Consider the following 20,747-nt stretch of genomic DNA (forward strand, 5'->3'; position numbering starts at 1 on the left):
TTTCGGTATAACGGAAATTAGCTCTCCGTGGGCAGATAGCGCCACTCAGTAGCGGAGTTCCCAATAAACAGTCACCAACACTGTATGTTTTGTGAACATTTATGAATATGGAATGAAAGCAAGTGAGAGTCTAAGCCAATTAAGTAAGAAGTGCTCTCATTTGCAAAACTGGCTCGCTTGATTGCTCTATCATTAGATTCCTTCCTCAGTTAAATCTGTATGCGAACGCATTATGTGAAGCCTCTTCACTTTTGCCTTTGGCTAGACAGTTAACAAGGAATAAGTTAATGAAAAATAAATACATCCTACCTATTGCAGCCATTGCGCTTGCATCCACTTCACTGACATCTCAGGCAAAAACGTTGGATCTCCCTCCTGGCTGTGAGTATGGACGAGTAAAGTCTTATGACTTTAAATCTGAAGATGTGCAGCAAGCGGTAAACAACGGCTACGATATCTACCAAGACCCAAACTACCAAGAGAACCAGCAAGAGTATCAGGACTTTTTTGAGGCACTTCTTAACTTGTTTAACTCGTTCGACTACTTACGCGTGGAAGTGCCAAAACACATCGCCCAAAACGAAGTATTCCGAGCAAAAGGCAATCTGTTTGATCGCTTGGCATATGTGCGTTTTAACAACTCAGAATTTGGCTACGTTGGGAAAGATAAATCCAACTGGGATGCGAACTCTTACCACAATATGAAGTTCTCTAATACGTATGGATACGGTTTAGTTTGGATAAACAGAGCCAGTGGAATGTGTTCCGCAGAAGGGGTATGGGTACAGAAAAAACCTCGTATCATTCAAGGTAACGCTTACCAGTCTTCCGGTAGTGTGAAAGCGAACATTCAGTATTTAGTCGATAAATACTCGACTGCTGCAAAAGATGCCAGCGTTAATGCCCGACTGACCATTCGCGTCAGGGATGATTTGTATGGTCGAACAGCTTCAAAAACCTACAGCTTAAGTAGCCTAAGTGGCTCTAAAGTCATCAGTGTTGTACCAGCAAACCCCGGCGTGAATAGCGTTTCTGTGACTTTGTCTGACGGCAAATACTCCGATGGCTTGTCTCTGGGTTACGTACATGTTCCAGGTACGCCAACTCCGCCACCAAACTGCCCCCGTTGCCAGCCATTCTAAGAATTGAGAGCCAATAACCGGTACAAAACGATCAAAAAAGGCGACGTTATGTCGCCTTTTCTTAATCTTCTTTTTCCTGAGAAGCCAGTAGCTTACTGAGCAATGTTGCCAGCGCGTCTCGCTCTTCTTTATCTAGCCCTGTCAGAATCGTTTCACTGTTTTCTATGTGCGCTTCCACCGCTTTATTAGCAAGTGCTAGCCCTTCTTCGGTAAGAGATACTTGCACGCCACGTCTGTCATTAGGATCTGCGCTGCGCACGACCAGCCCTTTGGATTCCAGCTTATCGATACGGTTGGTCATTGCACCAGACGTTAGCATCATAGATTGAAGCAGGTTATGTGGACAAAGGGTGTAAGGGTCGCCAGAACGGCGCAAGGTCATCAACACATCAAATTCACCAGAGTTCAGACCAAATTCCGAGAACGTTTTGTTGAGCTTAGGCGCAATATGATCTCTGAGCTGGCTGATACGGCCAAGAATGGCCATAGAAGAGGGGTCGAGATCAGGTCGTTGTTCCCGCCACTGCCGCAGGATGGTGTCCACTTTATCCATTATTTTACTTAAGGTTAAGAATCTTAATTAGAATTAACTTTAATGGAATCGTGAAACACTGGCAACTCTACAGGCAAACAAAAGGCTGCGTCATAGCGCAGCCCATTTCAAATAACTGACAGAAATTTTCTAAGACGCTTTCACAACGTGCTGGAGGTCCTGAATCAATCCTTCGCTGAGCTCCATATTATTGGCGGAACCTTCCACTGCGGCTTTGGCATCTTCAGCCAATTGCTGAACCTTCCCAGCCACCTTTTCCATCTCTGCAATTTGCCACTGAGCTCGTCCATGAACATCCGATGCAGCAGAACGAATCTGATCGATGGCAACAGCCACCTGCTCCGCTTCTTCCTGGCTGGTATTTTCCTGCATTTTAGACATAGACTCAGCAAACAATCTGGCATCGTCCGCTAGCCTTGTGCTGGTTGAACTCAGCTCTCCCATAAGTGCGTTGATTTGCTGAGCATCTTCACCTGACTTATTCGCCAGCCCTTTTACTTCTTCCGCTACAACGGCAAATCCACGACCAAATTCACCAGCTCGTGCCGCTTCAATTGATGCGTTCAAGGCAAGCAGGTTCGTCTTATCTGACAGAGACGTAATGGACGACGCCATGTTTTCGATCTGAGAAAATTGATGGCTCAGGTTGTCGATAGATTGTTTTAAGTTCGCAGCCCAATCTGAAGCTTGCGAGAACTCTGTCATAAACTCTGTCTGACGCTTGTTCATCACGTTAAAGTTGTCATGGACACTGTGGATTTGCTCCTGCGAGACTTCCGCCAATTTTGCCAGCTCACACGACCCTGTCGTCACTTCATGAGCTTGATCCACCACAGCTTCTGCAAACGCCAGGCGTTTTTTAGAAGCCTGATTCACATTTCCTGCGTTATTGCGCATTGACTGCACTTTCTCTCTTGCTCCAGACAAAGTGTCACGACACACCAAACCTGCTGTATCTTCTGGGCATTCGGGTGCAACCATGTTTTTGGCAACCGACTTAAGAGTAATCTGACTGCTCACAATAGAGACAATGAATGGAACACAGTACGTGAGAAGCGCTTTAATCACATTAAACTCTTTTGAGCCAAACAGAGCATCGTACTGGTTGATTAAATTGAGGATGGTTCCGACAATAACAGCGATAATAACTGCACGCTTATAGAGAGCAGATTGCATAATATTCCCTTTATTTATAATTGGCTGTAGATACGAATAGCGGTAACGAATGTACCTACCAAATACAAACTTACCGTAAGTTCTGTACTACAGCGAGTACTAAATTTATGAATTACCGTAGACAGACCTGAGCTGGAATGGAAATATTTCAATGCAATCAGTCAACTAGCGAAAAGTGTGATTGACCACTCATCGTTGGGAATAAACGGTCAGATTACGGCTCTGTCTTGGTTTGAATTCCGATATAAAGCGTTATTCGCTCAAGTAAAGTTCAGCCATACCATCAAGCTGTACTTTCACTTCTTTCCAATTAGGCATAACGCTGGTTAACAAACGCCAGAACCTCTCGCTATGATTATGCTCGGCGATATGGCAAAGTTCATGAAAAATGACGTAATCGATACAATTTCGTGGCGCTTTAATAAGGTGAGGGTTTAGCATGAGGTTCCCCTTGGCAGAGCAACTGCCCCACTGCTTTTGCATCGGCATGACACGAAAACTAGGCATACCCTCTACCCATGTCGCTTTTGGTAAAAGCACAGCCAACCTCTGGTGAAAGACTTTTTCGGCGCGTACTCTATACCAATTTCGAACTAATGCTTTCACCATAGCAGTTTTGTCATCATTGAACCGTGGCAATGTGACTTGCAGTTTTCCAGTCATCATCTTAGCGCTGGCATTGGAATCGCCGTCTTCAATAACCTTGAGGACGTAACGCTTTCCAAGATAAAAAAGCATCTCGCCGCTGATGTACTGCTTTTTCTGCACATACTCCTGATGGGTTCGAAACTCTTTCAGGTTTTGATATATCCACGATGCTCTCTTCATTACCGCATCGTGGATATCGCCTCTCAAGGCATCCTCTGGAGCAAAAACAATCACTTCACAACTGGGTTCTATGCTAATGGTCACTTTTCGCTTTGGCTGAGATTGAACCGCTCTACGAACCACTTCATAGCCAATCGCTTCATCACCATAAACAAAGCTGTATACTTCGCTGTCTGTTTCCTTTGAAGAAATTGCCGTCACGATGAAGCCCTGCTTGCCCCATAACCGTTAACCCCTAAACGAGTGATCTTGATAACTTCTTCGATCACCGCTTTTGCCTTGTCCATTCCAATCGCTTTGAATAAGGTGGGCAGAAGCGCCTTGCGGATCTGATTTTCTATCTCACTGGGGTTAATTGAAAACTCTGCCACCGCTTTGGTGACTACCGCATCAATCTGTATTGCATACGCCAATTGCTCTTGTTCCGATAACGTATTTTCCCCTTCTAATTCAACTATAAATAAACCGTAATACGCCTTGGCATATCGTTTGGTTTTAGGGGGTAAATCTGAAAAAAGTGCGTCTGGTATCGTCTCAATATTTCGCTCTTTTATTTGCTGCTCTAAATCTGCAAATAGGAGGTACTGCTTGATGGGCGCATCAAACATCTCTTTTGTCTGCTCAATTGCCTGCTTGAGTAGCTTGGAGAAATATTCCTTGGCGTAAGGATCATCTTCAAGGTCTTGATCAATGGTTTTTCGGATACGCCCCGTGATGACATCCTTTTGGTTTCGCGCTTCTTGGGTAGACATCTTTTTAGGGTCTTTTCGCTCCCCCATATTTCCTACCAAGTACGCCCCTTTCGCTTCTTGGATCTCTACCCCACAAATGTGTTTGTCGAGCATAGTGCGAATACTTTCAGAGTACTCATCATAATCCACGGTTTCTTCCGCTTCCTGACGAACGACTTTTCTCAAATCAGACATCCGCTTAAGTGTCTGCTTGTAAAGATCGCGCTTGCTCAGCTTAGTCTCTGGGTCAATAGTATCGAAACGTTTGTCTTCAAAATACGTGGCAGACTGAAGCGCCACCTTCATGCAATTGGCAAACTCAGTCAGTGCGATGTAAAAATCGGCACGCTTCTTCAAGTTCAGGTCGGTTAACTGTCCGTCAATCAGTTCGATACGTGGCGTGAAAACGCTGATCAATGCTGGAAAATCGCCCGTATTTTCTACCTCACTAAAAAATGACCAAAGCTGTTTATATAATCTAGGGAGCTTTTTGTACTCCGTATCCATGCTGTGATACAAGCCTTTGATATCTTCGATGTCGTAGCCACCTTGAGTTCTTTCCGCTAATTGCTGGTAGCTCTCGATGGTGGTATCCAGCTCTGTTAATACACCATAGTAATCAATCAAATAGCCAAATTTTTTCTTCTCATGAAGGCGATTGACCCGAGCTATGGCTTGAATCAAATTGTGTTTTTTCAATGAGCGATCGATGTACAACACCGTGTTTTTTGGTTCATCAAAGCCCGTCAAAAGCTTATTCACTACGATCATCAAATCAGGACCTTCATCCTGAGCAAACGCGTTTATCTGGCGATCGGTGTACTTTTTCTCGTCTTCACTGCCCACATTCTCTTTCCACCAGCGTTGAACAATCGGCGTATCTTCATCCTCAACAGAGTTATGGGCTTCCCTCGTGTCTGGCGGCGACATCACCACCGTAGACGTTACCTTTCCGATACCGTCTAGAAATTGTTTGTACTTGATCGCTGTGGTCTTGTTACGGCAGGCGAGCTGCCCTTTTAAACCTTGTTGTTTGAAGTTCTGAAAATGGTCGGAAATATCATGAGCAATGAGTTCCAGGCGACCTTCGGTTTGGTATATCTGACCTTTCTGAGAGAACTTTCTTTTAAGATCGGTTTTCTGCGATTCCGTCAGCTTTTCCGTCATGCGATCAAACCAAGCATCAATCGCTTTGTCATTGGTGCTTAAATCCGGCTTTCTCTCTTCATACAGTAAAGGAGAAACCGTTTTGTCTTCCACCGCTTGCTGCATGGTATAAGAATGAATGATTTGACCAAATTTACCTTCGGTTTTATCTCCTTTCAGCAAAGGTGTACCGGTAAAGGCAATGTAAGCAGCTTTCGGAAGCATTTGCTGCATGCGGATGTTGTTCTCACCGTTCTGGCTACGGTGCCCTTCATCCACCAAAACAATAATATCAGCACTTTCGTTGTAACAATCGGGCTGTGTTATCGCGGTACGGAATTTATCAACAATCGAAAAGATAATGCGCTCATTTCCTTTGCCGATTTGTTTGGCAAGGTGGCTCCCTGTGGTGGCTATGGCAGACTTTTTGTCTACTTCTGATAGCGCGCCGCCAGATGTAAAGGTACGCGATAATTGCGATTCCAAATCCACGCGGTCGGTCACCACCACCACTCGACATTTGGCGAGTTCTTTAAACCAGATAAGTGCTTTAGACAAAAAGACCATGGTGAAGGATTTACCAGAACCCGTCGTATGCCAGATAACGCCGCCATTTCGAGCGCCTTTTCGCTTACCGGGTAAGGTGTCATCGAACGACGTCACGCGTTCTATAAGTGCTTTAATACCAAAAACCTGCTGATAGCGCGCCACCACCTTGCCGACTTTCTTGTCAAAGAGTGTGTAAAGACGCGTCATTTCTAATAACCGATCATGGCGCAGTAATGACACCAACAACCTATCTTGATCGGTGACTTGCAGCGCCCCACCACGGATTAAACGTAAGTATTCATCCTTCATTTCTTCAGGTCGGTGATCAAAGAGAAGATCGAGCTGCGATTCGGTCAGCGCAGTGTTCTTTAGTTGATGAAATTCGGCTTCGGCTATCGCTTCTTCTTTCCACTTCGCCCAAAACTTGGATGGCGTACCACAGGTGCCATAACGCCCCTCCAAACCGTTCACAGATAACAAAAGCTGGCTGTAAGCAAAAAGATGGGGGATTTCATCACTCTTTTGGTTGCGAAGGTTTTGAGAAATCCCTTCTGCGACCGTTGGTTTACCTGAGTGGGAAGAATCGGGACGCTTGGCTTCAATCACCACCCACGGAAGCCCGTTAACAAAGCAAACAATATCGGGGGTGCGTTTACCTGTACCATGCGAGTTAGTTACATCAAATTCTTCGGTAAAGTGGTAGTGATTATTGCTCGGATTTGTCCAGTCGATGATCTGGATGGTTGGGCTGGCTTTCTTGCCGCCAACAAACTCCGTTACCCCGATACCATAAGTCAGCGTATCGTAGAGCTTTTCATTTGCCTCCTTTAACCCAAGGTTCATGGCTGGCGTCAGTTCATGGATTATCTTATCGATAGAGGCTGGCTGAAGTTTGCGCTTTTCACCCATAAACAGGTAGGTTTTCTCTTGCAAAGCTCGGCGCAAAATATCGGGAAGGATGACGGTAGAACGATTCCCTCTTATCGCATTACATTGCGAGGGTGGAATAAAGGTGTAGTTTAATTGGGTAAGAAGAGCGAGCGCCGGAATTTTAGCGCTCTGCTCTTCACGGAAATTGGGCAACATCAGCCTTTATCCTTATTATTTGAGACCTGTGACAATAGATGTTGGCGCTCTTTTTCGAGTTGCTGGCGCAGTTCTTCTTCGGTTGGAAGTTCCAGCATATATTTGGAAGCAAAGAGGTGTTCGCTGTCGTTAAGCACGGAATATTTCGCCACGGTATGGTTATTTTCAGTGCATAAAATCAAACCAATGGTTGGGTTATCGTCTTTCTGGCGTTTCTTTTCTTCGTACATGCGCACATACATGTCCATTTGCCCAACATCTTGATGAGTCAGCTTGTGCATTTTTAAGTCGATAAGCAAAAAGCACTTAAGGTGGAAGTTATAGAACACCAAGTCGATGTAGTAGTCGCCATCGTCGGTTGAGATCCTTTGCTGCCTTTCAACAAAAGCAAACCCTTTGCCCAGCTCCAACAAGAACTTTTGCAAATTGTCTATGAGTGCTTGCTCCAGTTCACTTTCTTGCAGTGTGCCACTAGGTAGCCCAAGGAAATCAAAGATGTAAGGATCTCTTAAATAGTCTTTGGCGGTAACAGCAAGCTCAGATATTTTCTGTTCCCCTTCATCAAGGACAGGCTGAATATCCTGCTGTTTGGCTTGGGTCGTCAGTAAGCGTTCGTAATAGAGTGCGCCTATTTGCCTGTCTAGTGCTCTTGCCGACCACCCTTGATCAATGGCTTCGTTCATGTACCAATGGCGGGCTTGCTCATTTTCAATTCGTGTGAGCGTGCGATAATGTGTCCACGATAAATTGTGACGCAGTGCGTCACGATTCGGAAAAGCGAGATAAAACAAACGCATATTTCTCAGGTTAGACGCATCAAACCCCTTACCAAACTCTTGAGTGAGTGAGGCGGAGAGGTGCTTAAGTACCTGTTTTCCGTACTCCGCGCGTGCCTGCCCTTGCTGCTCATCCTCCACTATCAGCCGACCAATTTCCCAATAGGTTTGCACCATGGCGGTATTAACAGCAACAGCAACCTGCTTTCGCCCCTGATTGAGTAATTGTCGGATATTGGCGAGCAAAGCCGTTTGTTCACCTTGAGGCGTTTTATCGCTCATTACGCTATTTCCTATTCAAATTCGTCGCCCGCTTAACACGCTTCGTTAGGGGATAAAACGCCAGTCTCCAGCGTACGCCCCTGATGGTCGTGCAGCGTTACACCTTGCTCGGTTTTCCAGTCTACCCATCCGTTTGAGGTGCCTAGCAACAAACACATAGACGCGCCGCTTGGTGTGCGAAACAAGTAGTCGCGCTGAAACACAAAACGGTCGCCTTCGGTCGATACAACCCCTTTATCGCGCAATGCGTCGCGTTTATCGTAAAACCGTTGGTCGGTTTTTCTTTTGGTTGTCATGGGTGCGGAAGAACCTTTTAGCACCACCATGCCTTCGTTGGTGTAAATCCCTTTGGCGTTTACGCCTGCTCGGTTACACACAAAGGTTTGCTCGGCTTTGGTTTTTGTTTGTTCTGTAAGGGCTTCAAATATGGGGTAACCCAAGGTTGCCAGCAACAAGCTGCCCACATCATGAATTTCATCGCAGTCCGCTTTCAATGGAATAGTAGTGTGAGTATTCTGACCACCATTACGGTTAAGCAGGTCATAGCGCTGACACGCCCTGGCTTTTTCAATGGACAGTGATTCAAGATACGACACATGGGATTGCATGAGGTTGTTGGTGAGCGAAACCAGAACCAGTGCTCGCTCCCAGTCTTTTTTCTCGTCTCGGTGATGTTGCATTAACCTGGCACCCACTTCACTCGACTGCCCGATATAGCACTCCTCTTTGTTGTCACCAGAAACAAGAAAATACAAACCCACTTGTTTGGCTTCTGGCATATTAACAAAGTCGGCAATGTTGCTGCGAGGCACTTCGATAACACGAATAATCGACGTGGTTTGCTCTGCAATACGAATACCCGAAGGGTCACCACTGGGCAAAAATATCTGAATAGTACGAGGGCGTTTGGTATTCATGATACCCCCTCTACTCTATCTACTTTCACACGGCGCTTGCCCGTTAATAGCTGCTGCATCAGCGCCTTTTTTTCTTGTTTAAAGTGCGCGAGTTTGGTTTCCAGAGTTTCGATTTCTTTATCGGCAGCGGTTAGGACAGCGGCGATTTTTTGTTGTTCTTCAAAAGCAGGTATATTAACTTTTAAGCCCTTAATGATTGAAGCGTTTAAGTTTGGTTGACCACCTTGAACAAGATTTATTGCTTTTTCCATTTCTCTTTCAAGTAAATAGAACAAGAAAGTATTTGAATGCTCTTCTCTAACATGCAATGCGAGTATAGCTTGGTTTATCGTGGCTCCGACTAGATAGTTAATTGCCACCTTTCCAGCAGTTGCACCATACATTGCTATTAGAAGACTTCCCTCTTTAACATATTTAGCTGATGAGTTTTTTACTCCAACCTCGGTGATGTATTCATTAACAGAGCAGACAAATCGATCATTCAGCTTGCCTGAGGTAATCCATGGTATTGAACCACCGTAATATTCATCTTTCTTTCTAGATGGAGTACCACCAGAGAAACACTTGGCGATACTTGAAATTAATGTTTCCTCCCACTCCTCCTCAAAAACCTTCCCTGTCTCTGGATTCACCAGACGCTTTTTACCCGTTAACAACTGCTGCATCAGCGCTTTTTTCTGCTGTTTGCTGGTTTCAATCAGCTTTTCGGTTTTGGCAATGGCTTTATCCCAGGTGGATAGGATTTTGGCGATTTTTCGTTGTTCTTCATACGGTGGGAGAGCAATTTTGAGTTTTTTGAAGTAAGGTAAGCCGATCGTTTTAATAGTCGAACCAACAGCTTGTCGCTCAAACTCAGGCTTATTCAATTGCAACCAGTTATACAAAAACCAGTTATGAGCTTTTAAATTAAAATCACACTTCCAAGCAATAAAGTGCTGACTAACTGCCATAGGCTCTGCCATGACACCACTTTTTCCGATGCCTGCATCGCGAGAAATGACAACAGTCCCAGCAGGGTGTATCTGGGCAGAAGAGTTATCAATACCTAGCGAGGAAATTTCTTTATCTGTTTCTTTCACAAGTCCTTTATCCAAGCGGAATGTATCGGCTAATGAAATCCACTTGATTCCTCCATTCCAATATTCAGGAAAGGACTTACTGGGTGTATGCCCACTACACCTTTCAGCATAATCATCCAATAACCCATAAGACCAACCTTTAGGGATTTTAGTTAAGCTTAACTCACGAGCCATAACCGAGCTCCTTTAGGTAACCTGCCATCTCTTTTTCTAGCTCGGCAAGTTCTCCTTGCAGTGCCAGGCGCTCTGTGCGAACGGCGATAAGATCGATTTCTTCCTCTTCTTCAAAGGTATCGACATAGCGTGGAATGTTCAGGTTAAAGTCGTTTTCGGCTATCTCTTCTGGTGTGGCGAGGTACGCGTATTTATCCAAGGTTTTTCTTGCGCTGTAGGTATCGACAATTTTCTGAATATTGTCGTCTGTTAACAGGTTTTGGTTTTTACCCGATTTAAACTCACGCGAGGCATCAATAAACAGCACGTTGTTATCTTTTTTGTGTCGTTTAAAGATCAGAATTGCTGCTGGGATACCGGTGCCAAAAAACAGTTTTTCCGGTAAGCCGATCACCGCATCCAGCAGGTTCTCTTCAATCAGCTTTTGACGAATTTTGCCTTCTGCCGACGCGCGGAATAGCACACCATGTGGCACCACCACACCCATGCGCGCCCCTTTGCTTGAAGTAGAGGCGGGGTTCATGGTTTCAATCATGTGCAAAATAAACGCGTAGTCGCCTTTGGTTTTAGGTGGAGTTCCTCTTTCAAAACGGTGGTAAATATCATCATTGGCGTTTTCATGCCCCCACTTATCCAAAGAAAACGGTGGGTTGGCGGTCACCACATCAAACTCTAACAGTTCTTCTTTCCCACTCACTTTTAACTTGGGGTTGCGGATGGTGTCGCCCCATTCAATGCGGTGGTTGTCTTCCCCATGCAGGAACATGTTCATTTTCGCCAGCGCCCAAGTTGAGTTGATGGACTCCTGCCCATATAACGCGTAGCTCTTTGAACCTTCAAAGCGCCTTCTAATATGGTTACCGCATTTCAATAGCAAAGAGGCAGAGCCACAGGCTGGGTCGCAGATGGTATCGCCCGGCTGAGGGTCGAGCAGAATAGAGAGCAAGTCAGAGACTTCCGGCGGTGTATAGAATTCGCCCGCGGTTTTGCCGCTGCCAGCCGCAAAGTGTTTGATTAGGTATTCGTAGGCGTTACCAATAATGTCGAGGTTACCGACTCGACTGGGCTTTAAGTCGAGGATTTTTTTACCAAAATCTTCCAGAAGACTACACAACAAGTCATTTTTTTTCTTTTCATCGCCCAGTTTGTCGGTGTTAAAGCTGATGTCTTGGAACACGTTTTTTAGCTTGGAACCATTGTCTTCTTCAATGGCGTGCAATACCTGATCGATTCGGGTGCCGTTGCCTGCCTGATGCCTACGCTCATACAGGCTGTAAAAGTTGGCTCTGAAGGTTTCGATGACCTTATCTTCATCGTCGGTGATGTCTACCATAGGCAATTGAAAACGTTCACTGTTCATCATTTCTTCAATCAGCTCTGGCTCATCACCATATTCGGCTTTGTAGTTGTCGTAATGATCCTGCCACACATCCGAGATGTATTTCAGGAAGAGCATGGTAAGAATGAAGTCTTTGTAGGTATCGGCACTGATAGTGCCACGGAAGGTGTCGCAAGCCGCCCATACTGCATTGTTCACTTGTTCTTGTAGGTTGGAGACTTGGCTGGTGTTCTCTGACATGGTTGGTAATCTCTGATATTTCTATAATTCGTTAAGCACTTGGGTGGCTATGGCGTCTAGCTCATTATGCCTTAGCGCAATCAGGTGTTGATAAGCTTGCTTTTCTTGCTCTGCACTAGTCACTAGTTTCATCAACAACCTTTGCTTTTCAAGCGGTGGTATTGAAATCGGCGTTTGCTCTAGCACTGCCCTTTTTATGCTGACTTGTACGCTTCCCTCAGCAGATTGCAAGAAATAGCGCTGAACCAGTGTGTGGTTGATTTGCCAGGCAATAAATTCTGGCAACACTTTATCGCGATTCACTCTGAGCTGGAAGAAGTGAGGGGAACATACGACAGGTTTATTGATGTCGGCAATGTGGGTGGCGAGATTTCTCACTCCACGTGCAGCAAACACGATATCGCCAGGCTGTAGCCATTCGGGTTCTTTTCGCCCCCCAATATCCGCTTTTACCAACGCATTCCAGTGAATATTTCCATATTCATCTTGGTCACGAACTTGAATCACAAAGCCATTTCCATCCGCCGATTCTTTGATTGATCCGCGAAACGGATGCCCCGCTCTGATGTCCGCAATGTCCTGTAATTTTACCTTCATATCCCAATTGCATCATTTTATTTGATGCAAAAATAATAGTTGACAAGTTTATTATTGTCAACGCAGAATAAGTGCATCATTTTAATTGACGCACTAAAAATAAAAGGAAAATAACGTGAAAAAAATTTCTACTTCAATCTATCTGCTAAAGGGCTCCGTATCCTCCAACACCGCTGTAATGAACACCCATGACTGCATTGAGCACAGTCTTGAAATTGAGGGGACAGAGGCAAAATTATTCATCAAGCAGCCTTCAAGTAATAAACCGGCATTTGCGGATCTGTTCACACAACAACCCAACTTTAAAGAGATGGATTTCGGGTCTAACCAATCCACTGGGGGTGTGTTGCAAGTTCAATTCGCTGGAAACACCTTCTATCTCACCTTTGGTCACGGCTACCACTTGCTAGACAAAGACTACTTTGAACCCAACTTCGGGCTGCGTGTTGCCTTGAACTCGACGGATATTGAGGAAGTTCGGAGTGTAGATACGGCGTCTAATAAAGCCGCGCCTTTAAATACTCGCATGCAGTGTGGAAAAGGCACCAAAGTGAATGACTTTCCCATCGACGTTGATGAAGACATGTTGCAGGCCATTGTTGGAAAGTCATCTGAGGCGATTTTCAATAGTCAGATTTCTGGAAATCGCTATGCGCTGGGGATCAAGCTGACCGCCGACTTAAAACTGTTGCCAACCATTCTGACCAAAGCTTGGCAATACTTTAAAGCGCCGCTCAAGCCCGAGCTAAAGTGGGTAGAGAACATCGCGGAAGTGACTGAAGACAAGCTCATTGACACTCTAAACAATGCGCTGGTTAATGCGCTCTCTCAACCCACGCAGAATGATTTTTACCTTCTGGAGCCGGAGGTCGTCGACTTGGATTTGATTGCGGGTTATAGCTACGAAAAACGAAGCACCCAAATGTTTGAGATGCTTTCCCTTTCTCGTTACGTTAAGGCAGCCACGCTCAATGGAAAGCGAGCACTCGAACTGAGCCACTTAAAAACTAAATGCAAAATATATGCGAAAGATGATAACCATCAAACAGTCAAAACTTGGTCGGGGCTCGAATGCATTTACGGTGAACTGGTGCATAACGGGGAGCACTTTGCGATACGTAATGGTGTTTGGTATCAGATGAACAAAGACTTTGTCAAAGAAGTGAATGACGCGATTGCCCAAATACCTGCGTATCAATACTCGCTGCCGGATTATGACCACAAAAATGAAGGCGCGTATAACTGTGATGTGGCGGCACAGCGAACAGAAATTCAGTCACTGGACACCAAAAACATTATGCTGGGTGGTGGAAAAAGCCGTTTTGAGTTCTGCGATTTAGCCAATTCGAATAATGGTACAGATTCTAAATTCGACCTTATTCACGTTAAACACTATAAAAATTCGTCGGCTGAATTGAGCCACTTGTTCAGTCAAGGCGTTGTCTCTGCTGAGATTTTCCGCAGTAGCGCGGAAGCCCGTAAAAAATTGTACGACAGCCACCCTAACGTGATGCCGCTAAGTAATTCTAAGCAGCAGCCAAATGCCAATGATTACCGTGTTGTTTTTGCGATATACGGTGTAAAAGCCTTACCTCACAAGCTGCCTTTCTTTTCAAAGGTAAACCTAAGAAATGCATACAACAGGCTAAACTTGCTGGGATACCATGTTGCACTGGCACATATTCAGGTTTCGAAGAACAAACTGGCAAGAAGTCAGTGCAAACCAACTGGCAATAAAAACGCGGCGTAAAGGTATAAGTATCGCTCAATACCATCGTCTGTATACGCGCAGGCGGTGGTTCTTTTAGCCACCGAGTAACCGTGAGTTATCACAGCTACTCGGTTTCAAGCTACTTAATTTTCAAACCTAGCTTGAATTTTTCATATAACGCCGCGATACCTGTCAGCTGTTTAAGTTGGATAACGTATTTGATTAACGCTTTTTTAGCGTCTTGTTCAGATCCGGTCTGAATATTCAGGTAGTTCGCGTGCTTTGTATCGCTACCACTTAGCGGCTGACCTTGCTCTGTTTTTTCGTAGCAATGCGCTGCTATCTTAAGCAAGCGGAGTATGGTTTTCTCCTCTTCCGACAACCTGTCCGGGTTAACTCGTTCTAAATCGGCGAGATAGACAGGCTGATGGTCTCGCATCGCAAAGTTCAGCCGCCATAAACACAGGCGATCAAAACTGTTGTCTGGGGAACGTTGTAACCCAGTTTCAACGGCTCGCTTTGCAACATCATAGTTTTTGATTTCTGCACTGGTTGTCGCCAGGTAATAATATGAGGCTGCCGATACATTGGGGTTATCGAATTTATCGGCTTTGCTCATATAGGTTACGAGCTCATAGCGGCGCTCTAACAGGAACAGAGCTAAACACCTCGCATCTACCATGTCTGGGAACTGTTCTGTTAGCTGGTCATATTTCTGCCAAAAAGCGTCATCTGGATACTGATTCCGTTTAGTGACACCGCTTAGATATTCCCGTGAAATGGCTTTCCATACGGCATCAGACACTTCGCTTTCTCGAAGCACTTCTTTCACTGTATCGAAACCAAATTTCTCCTGAACTTCTTTTTCTGCCCAAGATGACGCCGCCGCAGGATCTAAGCGATCATCACCTAGATTCACTTTGGTCATGATCATTAGCTTGCGGTACAGATGGTTATCTTTCTGTTCAGCAATATGGAGTGAATAGGCGTATAACCATTCCGTATCTTCGCCACACATTAATAAGCGCTCATAGCGAGCTAAGACGGATTCGTGCAAGTCGTAGCGCAGATCGATTTCAATCCGGCGAACGTCCAGCCAGGGCGACTCGTGAAAGCGCTCCATTTCCGTTAGCTGATGTTGGGCTTTCTCTAACCAGCTTAACTGTAGGTAAAAATCGAGCAGTGAAAATGCGGCATCGGCGTTAGAAGGCGCAATACTGTACGCATTTTCAAACAACTGAAGGATGTCTCCTTCGTATTTTCCACTGTCCAGCTCCTCATAACCACGCGCGCACTGGATTAGAATTTCAGGATCATGAGGACACAGCTTCACCAGTGCCTCTACGCTTTCCAACATCTCTGATCGGCTGTTGAGCGCTTTTGCCCAGTCGAGCTTTAACTTCCACGCCTCGACAAATCTTGGGTTATCAGACAACAGATCCGACAGAGATTTCATTGCCTGCCCCATGTCACCCCAGCGAGCAAAAATCTCTGCGCGTTTAATGGCAATGGTGATCGGCGGTGTCCCCTGCCAGATTGGTGCATCTATCTGCTCTAACGCTAGGGAGTCCTCACGATGCTCGATAAGTAAGTCAATATAGTGAATGTGGCAGTGGATGTAGGTTGGGGACAGCGCCAGCGCTTTTTCTAAACAGGCTTTTTTCTCTTCATAGCTATCAACCAGTTGAGACTCGACCAAAAAGATCTCTGGTCTGTCGCTCATCTCCACTTTTTTAGCATTAAGCAGGTTATGGAAACGCTCGCCATTTTGCGTCCAGTTTCGCAACGCTCGCCAAGCCCATAAATAATCCACATCAATGTGGAGTGCCTGCTCGATCAGTTCGATAGCCCTTTCGTCACGCCCAAACTCTTTGTAGCAGTAACCAATATAGCCATACAGAGATTCGTCATTGGGGTTGTGGGATTTACATTTTTCAAGAATCGCCAGCCCGCGCTTCGCCTCTCCTTGTTCTTCGAGTAGATCATAATACGCCTTGGCAACCGTCGACCAGCCGGGTGCAAGAGTCAGAGCAGTTTCAAACGCTTCTGCCGCCGCCGCTTTATCTTGCTTGAGTAAATGCAATTCGGCCTTTTCGTAAAATACGCGGGGAATCAAAGAGAATTTGTCACAGCATTGCTGAGCAAGGGCAAGCGCCTCATCCAATTCATTTTCCGATTTGTGCTGCAAGACTCTTAACACCCACACCGACCAGGTGTCGCTGTGTAATTCCAGCATCTCTTCACAGAAGCTGCGCATTTGATCCAGTGGCAGCCAGCCATCGGCGTACGACCAGAAATTCCAGATCGCATCAGAAATATCACCGGACTTTTTGAGTACATCAATCATAAATGCAAAAGCGCGTAATCGATCTTTGGGTCCGATGTGGCTTCTGACCATGGATGTGGTTACCAGATCGTGATTAGGGTTGAGCTGATAAGCATTGCATGCCGCTCGCTGCGCTTCGGCCCACTCAGAATGAATGGAGTGATAACGAGCGATCTGAACCCAGACATTGGCCGAATTAGGCTGAGCCTCTTCCAGTTTGTCTAGTAACGGCTTCGCATTGCTGTAATCCTCTTGATCCAGATAATGCTCTGCCAGTTTGCACATCGCATCGTAGTCGTTTGGAAATTTCTCCAGCAGTTGTTTCAAAGCATCAATTCGCTTCTCTTCAAGAGAGTGCAGGTGAGAATAGCTCCAAAGCAAAGCGGCACTATCCGGGCTTTCTTTCAACCTTCTACCTAGCACTTGATCGGCTTCTTGAACCATGCCAGTACGCTTAAGGATGTTCAGGTAATTTTCGAGGTCTTCCACAGAGCTGACTGGGTTTTCCGAGACCTTTGCATACAACTTAATGGCTTTTAGGTTATTGCCCAAACGGGACTCTTTCGCCGCCAGTAATCGTTGACGGTCAATTTCATCAAGCACATGACTTTTGAGTTCAAAGAGCGGATTGAATGTATCCCAAACCCCGTAACTCAGCAGTTTCTCCAGATACATGTGGTGCAGGGACGGATCATCTGGGTGTTTTTCAGCGGCAACCTTTAGAGTATCGAACGCCTGCTCCATTCTGTCTTCCATCTCATAGGCGTAAAACAGCGAATACGCAGGGCTTACGGATGCGGTGATCGAACGCTCAAAATCAGCCTTCAACGCTTCAAGCACTTCTTCTGAACGCCCCAACTGGCGATACGCCAGATAGTAGCTGCGGATGTAAGACGAGTTGATGTGGTCTAAACAAACCGCCCAGAAGTAGTACTGACAAGCTTGTTCTTTGTCGAGTTGTTCCCACGACGCATGCCCAAGATTCCAGAAAAATTCTGCGCTTCCCCAAATGCTCGCTTTTCCTTGCTGAATCAGAGAGTTTCTTAGTTCTTGGTATTCAGGTTTACTGTCTGTCGCCGCCAGCAGGTTATTGAAAATATCGCCATGACCGTACGCTTTGTACTGTTCTGCCAGCCAGTCTATCGCTGGTTTCTCTCCTTCTAAGGCATAAATGCATTGGTATTGTGACCGAATCAGGTAAACCACATCGGGGAATCGCTGCAGTAATTCTTTGTTCAGGTCATAAATGGTCTGGTTATCTCTAGTCAGAATGGCGGCAAGGCGCTGACCCAGTAAGATAAGTCGATGTTGGTCATCGATAGATGCCATGGCTCGCAAATGTCGATTTAATGCGGCGACATCCTCTTTGGCATAAGCGGCTTCCAGTTTTCTCCAGGTGGGGTACAAATTCGCGGCAGGCAGCGAGAGCAAGGCGAGTTTTGATTCCTGCTCCTCAGGCACAATCGCCACGCATTTGGGGCCATTAACGGCATCACATTCTATGGTTTCTTTCAGAAGCGCTTTGCGGTTACCCGTATTGGACGGGTCCATCAGCATCAGCAGTCCAGAATTGGGATCGTAGCCCCGTACTACCTGAAGGTGAGAAGAAAGCCCCTGAGTGGTGACCAATGTAAGCGGAATGCCTGCACCCAGAACATCCATAACGGCTTGTTCTTCCAGATCAAACTCCAGATAGGCAAAACCATTGTCTGATAGCCATTCTCGCTGGCTCTCTTCTGGTGTACCGCCATAGCATATAAGACTAGCAATCTCGTCTTCGTTGACTTCCTTACCCCAAAACTGGGCAATCGCAGCCAAAGATGAGGGTGCGCAGGTCATGTGTTTCTGAGCGATGTCCGGAACGGCGACTTTCAAAACAGGCTTAAAGTCTGAGCTTCTCTCCAGATTCTCTTTAAGTATTTTGTTGAATGGTGTTCTGGCGCTTTGCAGGTGCTCCACCGCCCGAGCAAGATCTTGGTTGTGCAGCGCGATTTCCGCTTTGAGATACTGGAGATAATCATCAGAACGCTTCGTGCCATGCACACTGTATTTAGCCACTTTTTCCAACGCCTGCTCGCACTTCTCCATCTCGAGATTATCAAAACAGAGGATGGCGTAATCCAGCCACAAAGGAACCGACTGAAACTCGGTAATCAAAGGTTCCATCAACGCCATCGCGGCTTGCTTACCTTTGTACAATTTTGTCAGTGAAGCTAGAGATTCGAGCGCGGCAGGTGTTTTTTTGTCTTCATAGCTGGTTAACGCAAGCTGATACGCTTCTTCGCGCTTTCCTTCTTCTTCAAGTACCCGAACCCGAATTCGGGTGAGCCAGTCTTGCGAATCCGAATGCTCGCTGGCTTCATCGAGTAGCCTGTGAGTTGTGGCAAAATCACGTAAACGGGAATAAAAAATGGCTTCGGCAGCTATCCAGTCCGATACTTCTGATGGCTTGGATGCCAGTTCTCGCCATTTTGCGAGTATGTCGTGACAGTGCACGGCACCTTTCTGGTAGAAGAAATAAAAGAATGCCCGAAATGCGGCGTTGCTATCTGACTTGTTTCGACGCCAGATTTTCAGTGTCAGATATTCCGCTGCGCGAGCACGGCCAAGCTGGCGGAGTAATTTAGCAAGTAGCTCAAGTTGCTGAGTCTCTTCCCAGTCAGCATGGTTGCCCCACTGACTTTCTGCCATATGAAGCGCATCCAGATACAGCCCTTCTTCCATCAGTGTTGTTACTCTGTCAATTACGGCTTTTTCTGACCTTTCAACCACTTGCTCAGAATCCATTCTGCACTCCAATTCGCCAACGTTTTAATTTTCAAGACTTTTATTAAGGTAAATATACCCAAGTGACCTTAAGGTACTTGGGTATAAAATAACAACTTTGGTTACGTCACTTTATGAGCTGAATAAAAAAATCAGCATTGATTATGATTCAGGCTTGAGAAAACGAAAAAAGGCTAAGGGAGAAACCTTAGCCTTTGCGCTCGAATGGGATGTTGAAAAAAAGCTAGCTCGCCATAATCAGCATAGGTAGGCGAAGGATCTCGTCACCGGATGATGCCATGTACACCATGATCCCCACCAGAGAGGCGACCAATCCCAGATACCAAACAAAAGAAACGACCTGACCGTAACGGTCTAGCGGAAGAAGATGGCTATTGTGCCGAGTCCGCCATTCAATCAAAATTTCGATGCTACCCATGATCAACAGGAAGCCAAACAACGCTAACCCCAAGGTATAACTGGCAACCACACCCGCGAGAGCTGCAAGAATGCACATCACCAACCCAGCAACGCTGTTAAATGAAAAGCTGATGCTCTTTAGTACGTGCCCGCCATCTAGCGGCAATACAGGCAGCAGGTTGATAAGGTTTAGAAACGCATTGAAGGCGGCGAGACCAGCAAAGAAGATGTTGCCCGTTACCCAGTAGACCACCAGTAAAACCAAAGACAACACCAAACCAAAGGTTGGTCCCATTATCGATATCACTACGTCTTGCCAGCGCGTGTTGATTTTTTCATCCGAGAGCGCAAGACCCCCCAAGAATGGAATCAGATAGATACCTTTGGTTTTCATACCAAAGTATTTCATTGCGCGAATGTGCCCGTATTCGTGGAACATCAAACACGCCAGCAACGCAATCGCAAATTCAAACGAGAAAAACCACGAGTACGCCGCCAAGCTCAACGCGGCTAGCACCCCTTTGATGACTTTGGCACTTTTCAGTGCCTTCATACCCAGAGCAAACAGCCCGACCACGCTGAACTTACGCTCTTGTTTTGCGGGTGTTACCGGGGTTTGTCTTTCGATGTCTTTGGCGTCGCGTCGACCTTCCGCCACTACCAGCTCATTGGCTTTGGCAGCGAAGTGCACATAGAACGGCTGCCAGTTCAAATCCACATTGACCTGGCAATCAATGGCTTGCTCGCCATTGGTCAACTGAAAGCTGTGCAGGTGTTCCTGTCTGTCAGCGTTTGCATCCAGCTGCGAAACAAGGGTGTTATCCCAGAATAGCTGCTGCCAGCCTGCCATGGACCCTTCCAGTCGTAATGGCTTCCCTAAAAAATCGATATTAAACAGTTCCAACTGCG

The 20,747-nt window shown here is 46.0% G+C and carries 13 protein-coding genes; 2 read left to right on the forward strand and 11 right to left on the reverse strand.

Translation table 11 applies throughout. The features are described 5' to 3' along the window. The first annotated feature begins 287 nt into the window (after positions 1–287). Positions 288–1,142 carry a hypothetical protein gene (locus QMG91_RS27060; protein WP_281831114.1) on the forward strand — a complete coding sequence of 285 codons (855 nt, stop codon included), beginning with the start codon at positions 288–290 and terminating at the stop codon, positions 1,140–1,142. Positions 1,143–1,203: 61 nt separating this feature from the next. Here the strand turns inward: QMG91_RS27060 and QMG91_RS27065 are convergent, their stop codons facing one another. The 9 genes from QMG91_RS27065 to QMG91_RS27105 all read right to left on the reverse strand — a co-directional run bounded on the left by QMG91_RS27065 (position 1,204) and on the right by QMG91_RS27105 (position 12,615). Continuing rightward, positions 1,204–1,695: a MarR family winged helix-turn-helix transcriptional regulator gene (locus QMG91_RS27065; protein WP_022605963.1), complete on the reverse strand. Its 492-nt coding sequence runs from the start codon at positions 1,693–1,695 to the stop codon at positions 1,204–1,206. Positions 1,696–1,824: 129 nt separating this feature from the next. After that, positions 1,825–2,871, reverse strand: coding sequence for a nitrate/nitrite transporter NrtS (gene nrtS / locus QMG91_RS27070; protein ID WP_281831115.1), 1,047 nt, complete (start codon positions 2,869–2,871; stop codon positions 1,825–1,827). Positions 2,872–3,123: 252 nt separating this feature from the next. Continuing rightward, positions 3,124–3,900, reverse strand: coding sequence for a M48 family metallopeptidase (locus tag QMG91_RS27075; RefSeq protein ID WP_281831116.1), 777 nt, complete (start codon positions 3,898–3,900; stop codon positions 3,124–3,126). Further along, positions 3,897–7,211 carry a type I restriction endonuclease subunit R gene (locus QMG91_RS27080; RefSeq protein ID WP_281831117.1) on the reverse strand — a complete coding sequence of 1,105 codons (3,315 nt, stop codon included), beginning with the start codon at positions 7,209–7,211 and terminating at the stop codon, positions 3,897–3,899. Before QMG91_RS27080 ends, QMG91_RS27075 begins: the two co-directional genes overlap by 4 nt. Beyond that, entirely contained in the window at positions 7,211–8,269 is a 1,059-nt protein-coding gene (locus tag QMG91_RS27085) for a PDDEXK nuclease domain-containing protein (protein WP_281831118.1), read from the reverse strand. The genes QMG91_RS27080 and QMG91_RS27085 overlap by 1 nt, the downstream gene beginning before the upstream one ends. 32 nt (positions 8,270–8,301) lie before the next feature. Then, positions 8,302–9,186: a GIY-YIG nuclease family protein gene (locus tag QMG91_RS27090; RefSeq protein ID WP_281831119.1), complete on the reverse strand. Its 885-nt coding sequence runs from the start codon at positions 9,184–9,186 to the stop codon at positions 8,302–8,304. Then, on the reverse strand, positions 9,183–10,439 hold the full coding sequence (locus QMG91_RS27095) for a restriction endonuclease subunit S (RefSeq protein ID WP_281831120.1): 1,257 nt from the start codon (positions 10,437–10,439) through the stop codon (positions 9,183–9,185). The genes QMG91_RS27090 and QMG91_RS27095 overlap by 4 nt, the downstream gene beginning before the upstream one ends. After that, on the reverse strand, positions 10,429–12,018 hold the full coding sequence (locus tag QMG91_RS27100; RefSeq protein WP_281831121.1) for a type I restriction-modification system subunit M: 1,590 nt from the start codon (positions 12,016–12,018) through the stop codon (positions 10,429–10,431). The genes QMG91_RS27095 and QMG91_RS27100 overlap by 11 nt, the downstream gene beginning before the upstream one ends. Positions 12,019–12,039: 21 nt before the next feature. Then, complete coding sequence (locus QMG91_RS27105; RefSeq protein WP_281831122.1) at positions 12,040–12,615, reverse strand: restriction endonuclease subunit S; 576 nt, start codon at positions 12,613–12,615, stop codon at positions 12,040–12,042. Between the two features lie 115 nt (positions 12,616–12,730). On the opposite strand from QMG91_RS27105, the gene QMG91_RS27110 reads away from it, so the two are divergent. Further along, complete coding sequence (locus tag QMG91_RS27110) at positions 12,731–14,365, forward strand: TIGR04141 family sporadically distributed protein (RefSeq protein WP_281831123.1); 1,635 nt, start codon at positions 12,731–12,733, stop codon at positions 14,363–14,365. Positions 14,366–14,465: 100 nt separating this feature from the next. Here QMG91_RS27110 and QMG91_RS27115 read toward each other — a convergent pair whose 3' ends face one another. Further along, complete coding sequence (locus QMG91_RS27115; protein ID WP_281831124.1) at positions 14,466–19,439, reverse strand: tetratricopeptide repeat protein; 4,974 nt, start codon at positions 19,437–19,439, stop codon at positions 14,466–14,468. 223 nt (positions 19,440–19,662) lie between these two features. Next, on the reverse strand, positions 19,663–20,742 hold the full coding sequence (locus QMG91_RS27120; protein ID WP_281831125.1) for a site-2 protease family protein: 1,080 nt from the start codon (positions 20,740–20,742) through the stop codon (positions 19,663–19,665). Between the last annotated feature and the right edge of the window lie 5 nt (positions 20,743–20,747).

This window comes from Vibrio nigripulchritudo (assembly GCF_027924785.1).
GTDB classification, from domain to species: domain Bacteria; phylum Pseudomonadota; class Gammaproteobacteria; order Enterobacterales; family Vibrionaceae; genus Vibrio; species Vibrio nigripulchritudo.